At 71.2% G+C, this 13,298-nt stretch carries 13 protein-coding genes; 4 read left to right on the top strand and 9 right to left on the bottom strand.

The window, feature by feature from the left end; all coding sequences use genetic code 11:
- Window positions 1–42: 42 nt before the first annotated feature.
- The gene (locus tag OIC96_RS40855; protein ID WP_330303005.1) at window positions 43–891 is read right to left on the bottom strand and encodes an alpha/beta fold hydrolase; all 849 of its coding nucleotides are present in this window, start codon (window positions 889–891) and stop codon (window positions 43–45) included.
- Window positions 892–1,189: 298 nt separating this feature from the next.
- On the opposite strand from OIC96_RS40855, the gene ppk2 reads away from it, so the two are divergent.
- On the top strand, window positions 1,190–2,074 hold the full coding sequence (ppk2, locus tag OIC96_RS40850; RefSeq protein WP_330303006.1) for a polyphosphate kinase 2: 885 nt from the start codon (window positions 1,190–1,192) through the stop codon (window positions 2,072–2,074).
- A gap of 42 nt (window positions 2,075–2,116) precedes the next feature.
- On the opposite strand, the gene OIC96_RS40845 is transcribed toward ppk2, so the two are convergent.
- Window positions 2,117–2,476: an ArsR/SmtB family transcription factor gene (locus OIC96_RS40845; RefSeq protein WP_330303007.1), complete on the bottom strand. Its 360-nt coding sequence runs from the start codon at window positions 2,474–2,476 to the stop codon at window positions 2,117–2,119.
- 62 nt (window positions 2,477–2,538) lie between these two features.
- Between OIC96_RS40845 and OIC96_RS40840 the strand changes: the two genes are divergently transcribed.
- Window positions 2,539–3,714, top strand: coding sequence for a cation diffusion facilitator family transporter (locus OIC96_RS40840; RefSeq protein ID WP_330303008.1), 1,176 nt, complete (start codon window positions 2,539–2,541; stop codon window positions 3,712–3,714).
- Between the two features lie 100 nt (window positions 3,715–3,814).
- Here OIC96_RS40840 and OIC96_RS40835 read toward each other — a convergent pair whose 3' ends face one another.
- Window positions 3,815–4,372: a YbaK/EbsC family protein gene (locus OIC96_RS40835; protein ID WP_330303009.1), complete on the bottom strand. Its 558-nt coding sequence runs from the start codon at window positions 4,370–4,372 to the stop codon at window positions 3,815–3,817.
- A gap of 43 nt (window positions 4,373–4,415) precedes the next feature.
- A complete protein-coding gene (locus OIC96_RS40830; RefSeq protein WP_330303010.1) occupies window positions 4,416–4,988 on the bottom strand; it encodes a helix-turn-helix domain-containing protein in 573 nt (190 codons plus the stop codon).
- 93 nt (window positions 4,989–5,081) lie between these two features.
- Between OIC96_RS40830 and OIC96_RS40825 the strand changes: the two genes are divergently transcribed.
- Entirely contained in the window at window positions 5,082–5,939 is an 858-nt protein-coding gene (locus tag OIC96_RS40825) for a DMT family transporter (protein ID WP_330303011.1), read from the top strand.
- 15 nt (window positions 5,940–5,954) lie between these two features.
- On the opposite strand, the gene OIC96_RS40820 is transcribed toward OIC96_RS40825, so the two are convergent.
- Window positions 5,955–6,785 carry an acyltransferase gene (locus OIC96_RS40820; RefSeq protein ID WP_330310007.1) on the bottom strand — a complete coding sequence of 277 codons (831 nt, stop codon included), beginning with the start codon at window positions 6,783–6,785 and terminating at the stop codon, window positions 5,955–5,957.
- Between the two features lie 94 nt (window positions 6,786–6,879).
- Here OIC96_RS40820 and OIC96_RS40815 point away from each other — a divergent pair, with 94 nt between their 5' ends.
- On the top strand, window positions 6,880–7,407 hold the full coding sequence (locus OIC96_RS40815) for a gamma carbonic anhydrase family protein (protein WP_330303012.1): 528 nt from the start codon (window positions 6,880–6,882) through the stop codon (window positions 7,405–7,407).
- 116 nt (window positions 7,408–7,523) lie between these two features.
- Here OIC96_RS40815 and OIC96_RS40810 read toward each other — a convergent pair whose 3' ends face one another.
- From OIC96_RS40810 to OIC96_RS40795, 4 genes are all read right to left on the bottom strand, one after another.
- Window positions 7,524–8,174, bottom strand: a complete 651-nt coding sequence (locus tag OIC96_RS40810; RefSeq protein WP_330303013.1) for a DedA family protein — start codon at window positions 8,172–8,174, stop codon at window positions 7,524–7,526.
- Window positions 8,175–8,283: 109 nt separating this feature from the next.
- Window positions 8,284–9,858 carry a carboxylesterase/lipase family protein gene (locus tag OIC96_RS40805; protein WP_330303014.1) on the bottom strand — a complete coding sequence of 525 codons (1,575 nt, stop codon included), beginning with the start codon at window positions 9,856–9,858 and terminating at the stop codon, window positions 8,284–8,286.
- Window positions 9,855–12,323, bottom strand: coding sequence for a beta-glucosidase family protein (locus OIC96_RS40800; protein ID WP_330303015.1), 2,469 nt, complete (start codon window positions 12,321–12,323; stop codon window positions 9,855–9,857). Before OIC96_RS40800 ends, OIC96_RS40805 begins: the two co-directional genes overlap by 4 nt.
- Window positions 12,324–12,787: 464 nt before the next feature.
- Window positions 12,788–13,225, bottom strand: coding sequence for a DUF4442 domain-containing protein (locus tag OIC96_RS40795; RefSeq protein WP_330310008.1), 438 nt, complete (start codon window positions 13,223–13,225; stop codon window positions 12,788–12,790).
- Window positions 13,226–13,298: the final 73 nt, after the last annotated feature.

Genomic DNA, 13,298 nt, shown 5'->3' with positions numbered 1-13,298 from the left:
GTCCGGACGGGGCGGCCCGCGGTCTGCGGCCACCCGAGCCGGTCACTTCCCCCGGTCGAGGAAGTCGGCGACGGTCTCGCTGAAGGCGCGTGGGTCGTCGAGCCACGGGAAGTGGCCGGCGCCCGGCTGCACGGTCAGCTCGGCCCGGGGAAACAGTTCCGCGACGGCGGCGGCGACGCGTGGCAGCGGGCCGCTGTCCAGCGCGCCCGCGATGAGCAGCACCCGCGCGTCCCACGAGGCGGCGGCCGCGCGGGCCTGGGCGGGATCGAAGGCTCCGGGGCCCGGGTAGAGCTCCGCCGCTTCCTCGTTGCTCTGCTCGGCGTCGGTCGAGGCGTGCGCCTGGGCGGCCGCGTCCCAACGGCCGTAGAAGAACGGGGTGATGGTGTCCCAGTCGGCGTCGCTCGCGGAACCCGCCCAGACACGTTCGTAGGCCTCGTGCGCGGTCTCGAACCACGGCTCGGCCTTGCGCAGGTCGGCCGCCTCTCTGCGGTGTTCCTCGGTGAAGTCGACGCCGAGGGCCCGCGCCCGGCTGGTGACCAGCGTGAGGGAGCGGATGCGCCGCGGATAGCGGGCCGCGTACAGGAGGGCGAGGTCGCCGCCCGCCGAGTGGGCGAGCAGATCGACGCGTTCCAGGCCGAGGTGCGCGCGGAGTGCCTCGACGTCGCCGACCTGTCGGTCGCAGCGGTAGGTCGCCGGGTCGGCAGGGACGTCGGAGTCGCCGGTGCCCCGCAGGTCGAGCAGGATCAGCCGGCGGTGCCGCGCCAGCCCGCCGAGATCGCCGAGGTAGGCGGAGGCGCGCATCGGCCCACCGGGCAGGCAGAGCAGCGGCTCCCCCTCGCCCCTTACGTGGTAGGCGAGTTGGGTTCCATCAGGGGCGGTGAAGGTCGGCATGACGCCATCCTCATCAGCGCGCGACGATCACGGCAAGCGGTTTACTTCCCCTGTGCCGCGGCTCACCGGGACGCCGTCCGAAACGCCCGCAAACACATGCTCACCTTCACTCCGGCACGGGTGTCCTTCGCCTCCGGTTCGCCGCGTGTACACCTCCGATTGCTTCCATCGGGAGCTGGACCTTCGCTGATCGTGCCCCAGTTCCACTGACACCGTCACCAGCACGTATACGTAGACGGACGGACTCGGGCAGGGACACGGGCACGGACACGGGCATCGCGGGGAAGGGGAGGGCCGGATGACGGAACTGCTGACAGGCATGCGGGTCGACTACAGCGATCACGACGACCCGGTGCTGATCCAGCCGGACGGCAGCCCGGTGGAGACGTGGCGGGAGAACTACCCGTACCCGCAGCGTATGGAGCGCAAGGAATACGAGTGGCACAAGCGGCTCCAGCAGATCGAGCTGCTGAAGCTGCAGAGCTGGATCAAGCAGACCGGCCGGCGTCTCGTCATCGTCTTCGAAGGGCGGGACGCGGCCGGCAAGGGCGGCACGATCAAGCGGTTCACCGAGCACCTCAACCCGCGCGGCGCCCGGGTGGTGGCCCTGGAGAAGCCGACCGAACGCGAGCGCGGGCAGTGGTACTTCCAGCGGTATGCGGAGCATCTGCCGACCGCGGGCGAGATCGTGATGTTCGACCGGTCCTGGTACAACCGCGCGGGCGTGGAGCGCGTGATGGGCTTCTGCACGGACGACGAGTACCGGCGCTTCATGCGGCAGGCTCCCGCCTTCGAGCGGATGCTCGTCGACGACGGGGTGGACCTGATCAAGTTCTGGTTCTCGGTGTCGCAGGGCGAGCAGCGCACCCGCTTCACGATCCGTCAGGTCGATCCCGTACGGCAGTGGAAGCTGAGCCCGATGGATCTGGCCTCCCTGGACCGCTGGGACGACTACACGGCGGCCAAGGTCGCCATGTTCCGCGAGACGGACACCGAACAGGCGCCCTGGACCGTCGTGAAGAGCAACGACAAGAAGCGGGCCCGCGTCGAGGCCATGCGCAGTGTCCTGGCCCGCTTCGACTACGCCGACAAGGACGAGGAGGTCGTCGGCAGCCCGGACCCGAGCGTCGTGGGCGCGGCGGCGAACCTGCTGGAGGCGGGCGAGGACGACAACGACGACTGAGGGGTACGACGACCACGGGGGCGTACGGCCTCCAGGTCGCCCTCAGTCGTGCGCGGGCCGGTCGCTGATGCGGTGGTCGGCCAGGCTCAGCGCCTCGTCGACCACCCGGCGCAGATGGCCGTCGCCGAGCGAGTAGATCACCCGGCGGCCTTCCTTCCGGGTGTTCACGAGCCCGGCGAGACGGAGCCGCGCCAGATGCTGGCTGACGGCCGGACGTGCGGCGCCGCACGCCTCCGTGAGGGTGGTGACGTCGGCCTCGCCGCCGGTCAGGGCGTGGAGCAGCGCGAGACGGGTGCGGTCGCCCAGGAGGGCGAGGAGTTCGGCGGCGAGCGCGAACTGTTCCTCGCCGGGGGTGCGCGGGTGCGCATCATGCGCAGGTGACAGGTGCATGCGTGCGCTCATACGCACATAATGGCCCTGTGGACACCGACACGTCCACTCCCGCGCACCGGAAGGGGCCCCACGTGAGCGACCGGCACCACCACGAGCACGGCCTGGAACACGACCACTCGGAGGGTCACCAGCACGGCCACGACCACTCGTACGATCACGAGCACGGCCGCGACGCGCACGGCGACGCCCATCAGCACGGTCACACCCACCCGCACGCTCACGACCGCACGCACGAGCACCCGCACGCCCACCCCCATCCCCACACCCTCGCGAGTCGCCTGCGCCACCTCCTCACCCCGCACTCCCACGAAACCGCCGACAAACTCGACTCCGCCCTGGAGTCGTCGGCCCGGGGCATGCGGGCGCTCTGGCTCTCCCTGACCGTCCTCGGAGCAACGGCCTTGGCGCAGGCGGTCGTTGTCGTGGTCTCGGGCTCGGTCGCGCTGCTCGGCGACACCGTGCACAACGCCGCCGACGCGCTGACGGCCGTACCGCTCGGAATCGCCTTCGTGCTGGGCCGGCGCGCGGCGACGCGACGCTTCACCTACGGCTACGGGCGGGCGGAGGACCTCGCGGGCATCGCGATCGTGCTGACGATCGCCGCGTCCGGGACCTTCGCGGCCTGGACGGCGGTCGAGCGGCTGCTCGACCCGCAGCCCATGCGGCACGTCCCGGTCGTCGCGGCTGCCGCGCTCATCGGCTTCCTCGGCAACGAGTGGGTCGCCCGGCACCGCATCCGCGTCGGCCGCGAGATCGGCTCCGCCGCGCTCGTCGCGGACGGACTCCACGCGCGTACGGACGGGTTCACCTCACTCGCCGTACTGGTGGGCGCGGGCGGCGCGGCGCTCGGCTGGCAACTCGCCGACCCGCTCGTGGGGTTGGCGATCACGGCTGCGATCCTGCTGGTGCTGCGCGACGCTGCCCGGGAGGTGTTCCGGCGCGTGATGGACGCCGTGGACCCGGAGTTGGTGGACCGGGCCGAGCAGGCGCTGCGGGAGGTGCCCGGCGTACGCGAGGTGGGGGAACTGCGGCTGCGCTGGATCGGGCACCGGCTGCGCGCCGAGGTGGCGGTCGTCGTCGACGGCGAGGTGAGCGTGCGTCAGGCCCACCACATCGCGGTCGAGGCGGAACACGCGTTGCTGCACGCCGTACCGAAGCTCACCGCGGCCCTGGTGCACGCCGATCCGACGCCCGCGCCCGGAGAGACGGACCCGCACCTGACACTGGCCCATCACACGGCCGCCTGACCAGGTCCGCGGGGCGTACGGCCACCTCCCCGCGACACGGCAGGCAAGCAGACAGACAAACAGACAGACAGACGGCCAACTCCCCTGTTCGTGAAGGGGCTCAGGCCACCCCCAGACCCTCCAGCACCACCACGTTCGGCAGCTCCGCGAACACCTTTCCCGGCACCAGCAGCTTCCCGCGCCGTCGGCCACTGCCCACCAGCACATACGGCAGCTCCACGACGGCCGAGTCCACCAACACGGGCCAGTCGCCGGGGAGTCCGAGCGGTGTGATGCCGCCGTACTCCATGCCGGTCTCCCCGGTCGCCGTGTCCATCGGTGCGAACGAGGCCTTGCGCGCCCCGAGTTGGCGGCGCACGGCGCCGTTGACGTCGACGCGGGTGGTGGACAGGACGACGCACGCGGCGAGCGTGGTGTCGCCGCCGCGCCTGCCCGCGACGACCACGCAGTTGGCGGACTGGTCGAGCAGCTCCTGACCGTAGTGCTCGACGAAGGTGGCGGTGTCGGCCCACTCGGGGTCCGTGTCGACGTAGACGATCTGGTCGGCGGGGATGCTGCCCCGCCAGTCGCGTACGGCGTCGGCGACCGGGCGGGTGAGTTCGTCGAGGCAGTCGGGGGCGGGCATGGCGTGGCCGAAGTGTCCGAGGGGTGCGCGCATGACGGCACGCTAACAGCCGCGTCCGTGCGGCCCGTCGGGTGTCTCAGTGCACGAGTGGGACCGACACGGCCATGACCATCTCCACCGGCGCATCGCCCTTGTTGGCGTACGTGTGAGGGGTGTTGGCCTCGAACGACACGCTCGCGCCCTCGGGCACGAGGTACTCGACCCCGTCGACCGTGAGGGTCATCTCGCCCGCCGTGACATGGACGAGTTCGACGGTGCCGGCGGGGTGCGGGTCCGAGGGGCTGCCGTCGCCGGGCATGAGCCGCCAGTCCCACATCTCCAGCGGGCCGGGTGCCTCGGTGCCCGCGAGCAGCCGGTTGTAGCTGCCCGCGTCGGTGTGCCACAGCCGTACGGCCTGGTCGGCCGGGACGATCCGGACCTTGGGGCCCTGCTCGTAGTCGAGGAGGGTGGTGATGCTGACGCCGAGCGCGTCACCGATCTTGACGATGGTGCCGATGCTGGGGTTGGTCCTGGCCTGCTCGATCTGGATGAGCATGCCGCGGCTGACTCCGGCGCGCGCGGCGAGTGCGTCCAGAGTGAAGCCGCGCTCGGTGCGCCAGCGCTTCACGTTGCGCGCCAGGGACTGAGTCAGCAGGTCGAGGTCCGACACATTCCGTCCAATATTCTGGATGACAGAGTTCAATCGGGTGAACTATGGTGTGGTGCACCTGATCGTTCACCGAACTGTACTGCGAGGCATCCCGTGACAGCACTCTTCGCCCTGGCCACCAGCCTCCTGTGGGGCCTGGCCGACTTCGGCGGAGGACTGCTGACCCGGCGTACGCCCGCCCTCACGGTGGTCGTCGTCTCCCAGGCGATCGCGGCGGCGGTCCTTGGCGCCATCGTGGTCGCCACCGGCGGCTGGAGCGCGGCCGGACCGCAGCTGTGGTTCGCGTTCGCCGCCGGGCTGGTGGGCCCGGTCGCCCTGCTCTCCTTCTACAAGGCGCTCGCCCTGGGCCCGATGGGAGTCGTCTCCCCGCTCGGTTCGCTCGCCGTGGCCGTCCCGATCACCGTGGGACTCGTCCTGGGCGAGCGTCCTGGGCTGCTGCAGATCGCGGGCATCGCGGTCGCCGTGTCGGGTGTCGTGCTCGCGGGCGGGCCGCAGCTGCGCGGCGCGCCCGTGCAGCGGCAGGCGATCCTCCTCACCCTGGTCGCGGCGCTCGGCTTCGGCACGGTGTTCGCGCTGATCGCGGAGGCGTCGTCGTCGGTCACCGGGCTGTTCCTCGCGCTGTTCGTCCAGCGCGTGACCAACGTGGCGGTGGGCGGCACGGCCCTCTACGTCTCGGTGAGGCGTGGCGCCCGGGCCGTCCCCGAGGGCGGTTTCCCCTGGAGCTCCCTGCCCGCGCTCGCCTTCGTCGGCCTCGCCGATGTCGCGGCCAACGGCACGTACTCGGTCGCCGCCCAGCACGGCCCGGTCACCGTGGCCGCCGTCCTCGCCTCGCTCTACCCGGTGGTCACCGCCCTGGCGGCGCGCGGCATCCTCAGCGAGCGGCTGCGCGGAGTGCAGGCGGCGGGAGCGGGCCTGGCCCTGGTCGGCACGGTGCTGCTGGCGACGGGCTGAGGCGGGGCGACCCGCTCAGGACTCCGCGCGGACGTCCCCGGAGGCGCCCTCGGTATCGAGGTCCAGCTGGGCCAGGCGCGCCGCGGCCTCCTCGTCCAGCCCCGACAGCGCCAGCAGCTGCTCCGGCGTCACTCCGTCGGGAATCGGCACCGGCGCCGGGGTCCGCAGCGGCGGCTGCCACCCCTCCACCGGGTCCCAGCGCCGCACGACGCGCGCGGGAGCGCCCGCCACGACCGAGTGGTCCGGCACCGCACCGCGTACCACCGCACCGGCCGCCACCACGACGTTCCGCCCGATCCGCGCCCCCGGCAGGATCACGGCCCCGGTCCCGATCCAGCAGCCCGGCCCGATCTCCACCGGTTCCATCCGGGGCCACTGCTTGCCGATGGGCTGGTGCGGATCGTCGTACGAGTGGTTCGTCGACGTGACGTAGACGTAGGGGCCGAAGTAGCAGTCGCTGCCGATGGTGACCGTCGTGTCGGCGATGACGTGACTGCCGCGGCCGAGCACGACGCCGTCGCCGATGCGCAGGATCGGGTCGGGACCGAGGTCGAGGTCGGGCATCAGACCGGCGGTCAGCGTGACCTGTTCGGCGACGATGCAGTGGGAGCCGAGGTGGATCCAGGGTTCGCCGAAGACCGTGCCCAGCGGGAAGGCCAGCCTGGTATGTGTTCCTATGGCCCCGAAGCGGAGCCGTCCCGGGTGCTCGGCCGTGACCGCCCCCGTGCGCTGCACCCAAGCCCAGCCCGCGTGGACGGCGCGCTGCGCGAGGCGGCGCCGCCATGATGAGAACGTGTTCTTGCTCTTGGGCACCCGCTCACGGTACTCAGCGCGAGGTGCGCCGATGAGCTCGTACGGCTGTGATCTTCACCCCACCGGGGCAGGGAACGATGGCATACGGTGCCGGAGTACCGAACTACGACGAGACACGGAGACGGTGATGACGCATCAGGCGCTGATCATGGGGATCGGCGGCAAGGAACCGCAGGTGGACCCGGAGGCCTTCGCGGCGCCCACGTCCGTGGTCATCGGGGACGTCACGCTGCACGAGGGCGCGAGCGTCTGGTACGGCGCGGTGCTGCGCGCCGACTGCGGTCCGATCGTCATCGGCGCCAGCAGCAATGTGCAGGACAATTGCAGCCTTCATGTGGACCCCGGCTTCCCCATCACCGTCGGCGAGCGCGTCTCCATCGGCCACAACGCCGTGCTGCACGGCGCCACCGTCGAGGACGACTGCCTGATCGGCATGGGCGCCACGGTACTCAACGGCGCGGTGATCGGCGCCGGCTCCCTGGTCGCCGCCCAGGCCCTGGTCCCGCAGGGAATGCAGGTCCCCCCGGGCTCCCTGGTCGCAGGCGTCCCCGCCAAGATCAAACGCCAGCTGACGGCCGAGGAACGCGAGGGCATCTCCCTGAACGGCACGTTGTACGTGGACCTGGCAAAGGCCCACAAAGAGGCCCACGAGTAAACCGCCGGAACGGAAACGCGCCCCTTTTAGGGGCGCGGGGCTGTGACATTGTGCGGCTCCGCCGCGTGGGCGCGCCCAGCCACAAACAACCCGCACCCTCGAACGAACCGGCGGAGCTACTCGGCGGCAGCCAAGGGCTCCGGCTCCGCCGCCTCCCGCTCGGCAGCAACCTTCTTCGCCTTCCGCCTGACGACCAGCATCGAAGCGAGCCCGATGAGCAGCGCCACCACGAGGCCGAGGTACGAGAACCGCTTGAGCCACGACTCGGCGACCACACCCACGTAGTAGATGACCGCGGTCGTACCCCCGGCCCAGATGATCCCGCCGAACACGTTGGCGATCAGGAACTTCCAGTACGGCATCCGCAGCACACCCGCGAGCGGCCCCGCGAAGATCCGCAGCAGGGCGACGAAGCGGCCGAAGAAGACGGCCCACATGCCCCACTTCTCGAATGACCGCTCGGCCGTGGCGATGTGGCCCTCGCTGAAGTGCTTGGGGAACTTCCCGCCGAGCCAGGCGAGGAGCGGGCGTCCGCCCTTGCGGCCGATGGCATAGCCGATGGAGTCGCCGACGATCGCGCCGAGGCTGGCGCACGCTCCGAGGATGACCGGGTTGATGCCGTCGTGCTGGGAGGAGAGCAGCGCCGCCGAGATCAGGATGATCTCGCCGGGCAACGGGATGCCCAGGCTCTCCAGGCCGATGACCAGGCCCACCAGCGCGTAGATGCTGACAGCGGGCACCGTCTCGAGCCACTCCTGGACGTGCAACGCCGGTTCCTCCCGTTTCGCTGTGCCTGACCCGGGCACCTGCGCTGCGCATGTTCACCCGGCGTGCGCTCCCCCCTGAGCGCACGCCGGGCAGCCTACCTGGTCGGCCTCACGAGGCGGAGTCCCAGAGGTCGCACCGGTGCTCGCTGTGGACGGTGGTGCTGAGGATGTTCCCGCCCGCGGAGGCCGTCCGCAGCGAGAGCACCCGCCCGGTTCCCGCGGGCATCGCGGGCTGACCGTTCGCCCGCGGCACACCACCGCGGATGAAGGATCCCCAGTACCGCACCATCTGCCGCGAGAGCACCCGCTGCTCCGCGTTCAGCGGTGATTCCAGCCCGAAGTGCTTGAAGAGGTACTGCACCTCGTTGACGTGGGTCGCGCCGAAGTCGAAGTCCGTGTGCAGATTGCGCAGCGAGGCGAACGGGGGTGAGGTGCGGTCGGCGAACTCGTACGAGTAGACAGGACCGCGGGTCGCGAGCACGCCGTCGAGCCGGAGCGCCGGGCAGGCCATCAGGTAGTCGCCGAAGGCGGTGCCATAGGCGATGGTCGGGGAGGGGTAGTCCGACAGCGGGTAGCGCGCGAGCACCCGCTCGCCCCGGTCCGCGCCGAAGACGGCCTTCACGACCACCGGGTACAACTCGGCGGTGAGCGGCGTGCCACTCGCGTCGAACTGACCGAAGGCGAAGAGACGCCCCTCGTCCTGGTTCGCCCCGTTCAGCACGGGGACCCGGGCGGCAGCCCCCTTCGCGTACGCCTCGAAGGGCTGCACGGGCAGGAAGTCACCGCCCACGACAGGTCCCCAGTCGAAGCCGGCCTGGGCCGCGAGGATCTCCTCGGAGGACTTCCCCCGCAGACAGGCGAGTGAGAGATCGGCACAGCCCGCCTTCTTCGCGAAGGCCGCGCCGGCCGAGACGGCCGTGTCGTGAGTGCGTGCCGCACAGTTCCCGTACGCGCCGCTCTCGACAATTCCCGCCCGGTACAGGCCCTTTGAGGTCGGCGAGGCCATCTGGGTGCACACCGAACGGCCGCCCGCCGACTCGCCCGCGATGGTGACGCGGCCCGGATCACCGCCGAAGCGGCCGATGTTGGCGCGCACCCAGCGCAGCGCGGCCTGCTGGTCGAGCATCCCGAAGTTGCCGGAGACCCCGTCGCGCGCCTCGCCGTCGAGTCCGGCCGTGGCGAGGAAACCCATCGCGCCCAGGCGGTAGTTGACGGTCACGACGACCGCGCCGGTCCGCCGGGCGAAGGTGTCGGGCACGATGTCCGCGCCCGCGCCCGCGGTGAGCCCGCCGCCGTGCAACCAGACCATCACCGGTCGCCGTCCGGCGCCGTCGGGGGCGTACACATTGAGGTCGAGGCAGTCCTCGGTGTGGGTGGGCTGTTCGTACCCCGGGTCCCAACTCGCCGTCTGCACACAGCGGTTGCCGAAGTCCTGCGCGGTGCGTACGCCTTTCCAGGGTTCGACGGGCTGCGGGTTCTTCCAACGGAGGTCGCCGACGGGCGGCTGTGCGTACGGGATGCCGAGGAACTGCCGTCCCTCGGTGGTGGTTTCGCCGCGGACCCAGCCCGCCTCCGTACGCACGACGGCGTGCTGGGTGGTGGATACGGACGCGGACCGGGCCGGTGCCGGGGCGACGAGGACGGTGGCGAAGGCCGTGAGCCCGATGGCCAGGCGGCGTATCACGCGCTCACCTCCGCGGTCGTCCGCAGCCGCAGATCACGTGAGGACGCACCCGCCCACACCGTGCGGCGCCCGGTGCCGAGCACCCAGTCGTGCCGCTTCGCGTCCCAGGAGGAGAGCGTGCCCTTCTCGACGACCACGGTGACCCGGCGCCGCTCCCCCGCCCGCAGCGCGAGCCGCTGGTAGCCGCCCAACACCCGTACGGCCTGGTCGAGTCGGAGATCCGGTGACGGACCGACGTAGACCTGCGCGACCTCGATGCCGTCGCGCCGCCCGGTGTTGCGCACGGTGAAGCTCACTTCGAGGCCGTGGTGGGCCCGGCGGACGCGCAGGTCGTCGTACGTGAAGGAGGTGTATGACAATCCGTGACCGAAGGGGAACAGTGGGCGCACACCCTCGGCGTCGTACCAGCGGTATCCGGCGTGAATGCCCTCCGAGTACTCCTCGGTGCCGTCGACGCCCGGGTAGCGGCGTGGGTCCCCGGCGACCGGGTGGTGGTCGTCGTCGACCGCGAAGGACTGGGTGAGCCGGCCGCCGGGATCGCAGTCGCCGAACAGGACGGCGGCGGTGGCGGCCGCGCCCTCCTGGCCCGGGTAGTACATCTGGAGCACGGCGGCCGTGCTCCGCAGCCACGGCATGGAGGTCGAGGAGGAGGTGTTGAGGACAACGGTCGTACGGGGATTCACCGCCGTCACCGCCTCGATCAGCTCGCTCTGGTGACCGGGCAGCGCGATGGTCGTGCGGTCCAGGCCCTCGGTCGCGTCCTCGTAGGCGAAGAGGACGACGCTGTGCGCGGCGCGCGCGGCCTCGACCGCCTCGGCGACGTCCTGCGCGCGGGTCGCCCCGGTGATGCGCCGCAGCCGGAACAGCTGCCCGCCGGTGCCGCCCTGCGCGGTGATCTGGAGCTTGTGTGCACCCGTGGTGAGGCTGAGCGCCTTGCGGCGCACGGACAGGCCGTCGGGTGCGGCGGAGACGAGTCCGCCCGAGAAGTACTCGCCGTAGCCGGGCGCCACCGGGAAGAGGTCCTCGCCGTCGAGGAGCACCTTGGGCCGCACGCCCGAGTAGTGGATGACGAAGGTCCACTCGTCGTCGTCCGCGGCGGTGAGCATCCCCTCATAGGTCCAGGTCTGCCCGGCGGCGACGGCCTGGGCCTCGGTATTGAAGGCCGGGCTCAGCGCGCTCGCGGGGATGGGCTTCCCGAAGAGGTCCTCACCGAGGGAGTACGAGACATGAGCGCCGCGTCCCGCGCGGGACGTGATGGCGTCGAGCGGGCTGTCGGCGTGGTCGGGGACGACGTGTGCGCTGCCGCCGCCGCTGACGAACGGGAGCGATCCGGTGGGTCCGACGACGGCGATGCTGCGGGCGGCGGCTCCGGTCAGGGGCAGCGCGTGGTGTTCGTTGCGCAGGAGGGTCGCCCCGGCCTTGGCCACCTCCAGGGCGACGGCGGCGCCCGCCTTGGGGTCGCGGGCCGGGCGGGGCGGGACGCTCCCGTCGAGCAGCCCGAAGCGGTCCATCACCGCGAGGATGCGGCGCACGGCACGGTCGACGTACGTCTCGGAGACGCCGCCGTTCTGGACGGCCGTCTTCAGAGCGTCGCCGAAGTAGGTGCCGCCTGGCATCTCCATGTCGAGGCCCGCGGTGATCGCGGCGTCGGTGCTGTGGGCGGCGAACCAGTCGGTCATCACCCAGCCCTCGAAGCCCCATTGGTCACGCAGGACATCGGTGAGGAGCGTCTTGTTCTCACAGGCGAAGGTGCCGTTGACCTTGTTGTACGCGCCCATGACGGCGCCGGTGCGGGCGGCGACGGCCGCCTCGAAACCGCGCAGCTCGACCTCGTGCATGGTCTGCTCGTCGACCCGCACATCGATGGAGTTGCGGTCCTTCTCCTGGTTGTTCATCGCGAAGTGCTTGACGGTGGCGATGAGTCCCTCGCCCTGGATACCGCGGATCTCCGCCGCGACCAGGTCACCGGCCAGCAGCGGATCCTCGCTGAAGGTCTCGAAGTTGCGGCCCGCGTACGGGGTGCGGATGAGGTTGACCATCGGGGAGAGCAGCACGTCCTGGCCCAGGGCGCGGCCCTCGCGCCCGATGACCTGGCCGTAGCTGCGGGCAAGGCCGGGGTCGAAGGCCGAGGCGAGCAGGACGGGGGCGGGCAGAGCCGTCGCGTGCTGGGTGACGCGGACGCCGGCCGGGCCGTCGGCGAGGCGGAGCGGGGGGATGCCGAGGCGCGGGACTCCGGGCACGTATCCGGCCTGGCCGAGCGAGTTGGGGTCGGTGGCGCCGTGCAGCAGGGAGATCTTCTCGTCAAGGGTGAGTTTGCCGATCAAACCCTCTACGCGAGGGCCGGCACCGGATCTGGACTCCGCATAGGCGAGCGGGGCGGAACCGGCAGTGGTGGCCGCCGCGGCGACCGCGATGGCGCCGCCCAGAAGCCGCAGGGTCGATCGCCGGGAAAAGGTGTGGGACATGAGCCGTCACTCCTTCGGTGTGCGGGCACGTCGTCGTGAACCGCGTGTACACGTGCCAACGGCAGTCGCGTTCGCCCCTTGAACACACTCTGCGACAGGGGTGACTTGACGCGCCGTCAGGCGCCACGGGTACGGCGCGAAAACTATGACTGGAGGTGACTCGTGTCAATGAAGTGAACAGAAACGGCTGCCACTCCGACAAGAACCGAAGCGACGACCGGCGGAACACCCGCCTGCGTAAAGCGCGCGGCGACCGTCAGCACGAGGCGCGGGCCGGCAGCCCCGCGCGCACTACTACGGTCCGGGCGGCCACTTCGGCCTGGTCGGCCCCACGCCCCCAGACGGCCGCCTGCATGCGGGCAGGGATGCGCCGGCGCCGCACCCTGTCAGCTCCCCCCACCCCACGACAAAGGGCCCCGACCAGGTCGTACTCCCCAGTCAAGGCCCCGTGTCGGGTACTCGGCTCAGCTGTTCGGGCGCAGCGTCCAGACAACCGTCATCTCGCCGGTCACGGCACCGTCACCGCGCTGGATGGAGATGGCGACGGGGAACTCGGGACGCTGGCCGGCATCGAGCTCGGCGACGACCTCGGCGGCGGGGCGGCCGAGCGTCGCGGTAGCGGTGACGGGGCCCATCGCGAGCTTCTTGTACGCGATCTCGGCGCTGACCGCGAGCGGCACGGCGCGCGACAGCTGGTCCCCGAACGCGGCGAGGACGATCGCCCCGCTCGCCGACTCCCCCAGCGTGAACATCGCCCCGGCGTGCGGCCCGCCGACGTGGTTGTGGAAGTCACCCTGGTCCGGCAGCGCCACCACGGCCTTCTCCGGGGTGGTCTCCAGGAACTCGAGATTCAGGGTCCGGGCCATCGGCACGGTGGCGGCGAGCATCTCGCCGATCGTCATCTGGTCTGCGCTCATGCCACCATGTTACCCGTGAGTAGCAATTCTTGACCAGCGCCTGCCGATGATCGCCGTA

Origin of the sequence: Streptomyces sp. NBC_00775, from assembly GCF_036347135.1 — a bacterium.
Classification (GTDB): domain Bacteria; phylum Actinomycetota; class Actinomycetes; order Streptomycetales; family Streptomycetaceae; genus Streptomyces; species Streptomyces lutosisoli.
The sequence above is the reverse complement of the archived record's forward strand: the minus strand, read 5'-3'. Positions and strand labels throughout refer to the sequence as shown.

Coding starts and splice junctions, on each gene's coding strand:
- OIC96_RS40855 (WP_330303005.1), bottom strand. CDS start 891: ATGCCGACCTTCACCGCCCCTGATGGAACCCAACTCGCCTACCACGTA.
- OIC96_RS40800 (WP_330303015.1), bottom strand. CDS start 12,323: ATGTCCCACACCTTTTCCCGGCGATCGACCCTGCGGCTTCTGGGCGGC.
- OIC96_RS40835 (WP_330303009.1), bottom strand. CDS start 4,372: ATGCGCGCACCCCTCGGACACTTCGGCCACGCCATGCCCGCCCCCGAC.
- OIC96_RS40795 (WP_330310008.1), bottom strand. CDS start 13,225: ATGACGATCGGCGAGATGCTCGCCGCCACCGTGCCGATGGCCCGGACC.
- ppk2 (WP_330303006.1), top strand. CDS start 1,190: ATGACGGAACTGCTGACAGGCATGCGGGTCGACTACAGCGATCACGAC.
- OIC96_RS40845 (WP_330303007.1), bottom strand. CDS start 2,476: ATGAGCGCACGCATGCACCTGTCACCTGCGCATGATGCGCACCCGCGC.
- OIC96_RS40815 (WP_330303012.1), top strand. CDS start 6,880: ATGACGCATCAGGCGCTGATCATGGGGATCGGCGGCAAGGAACCGCAG.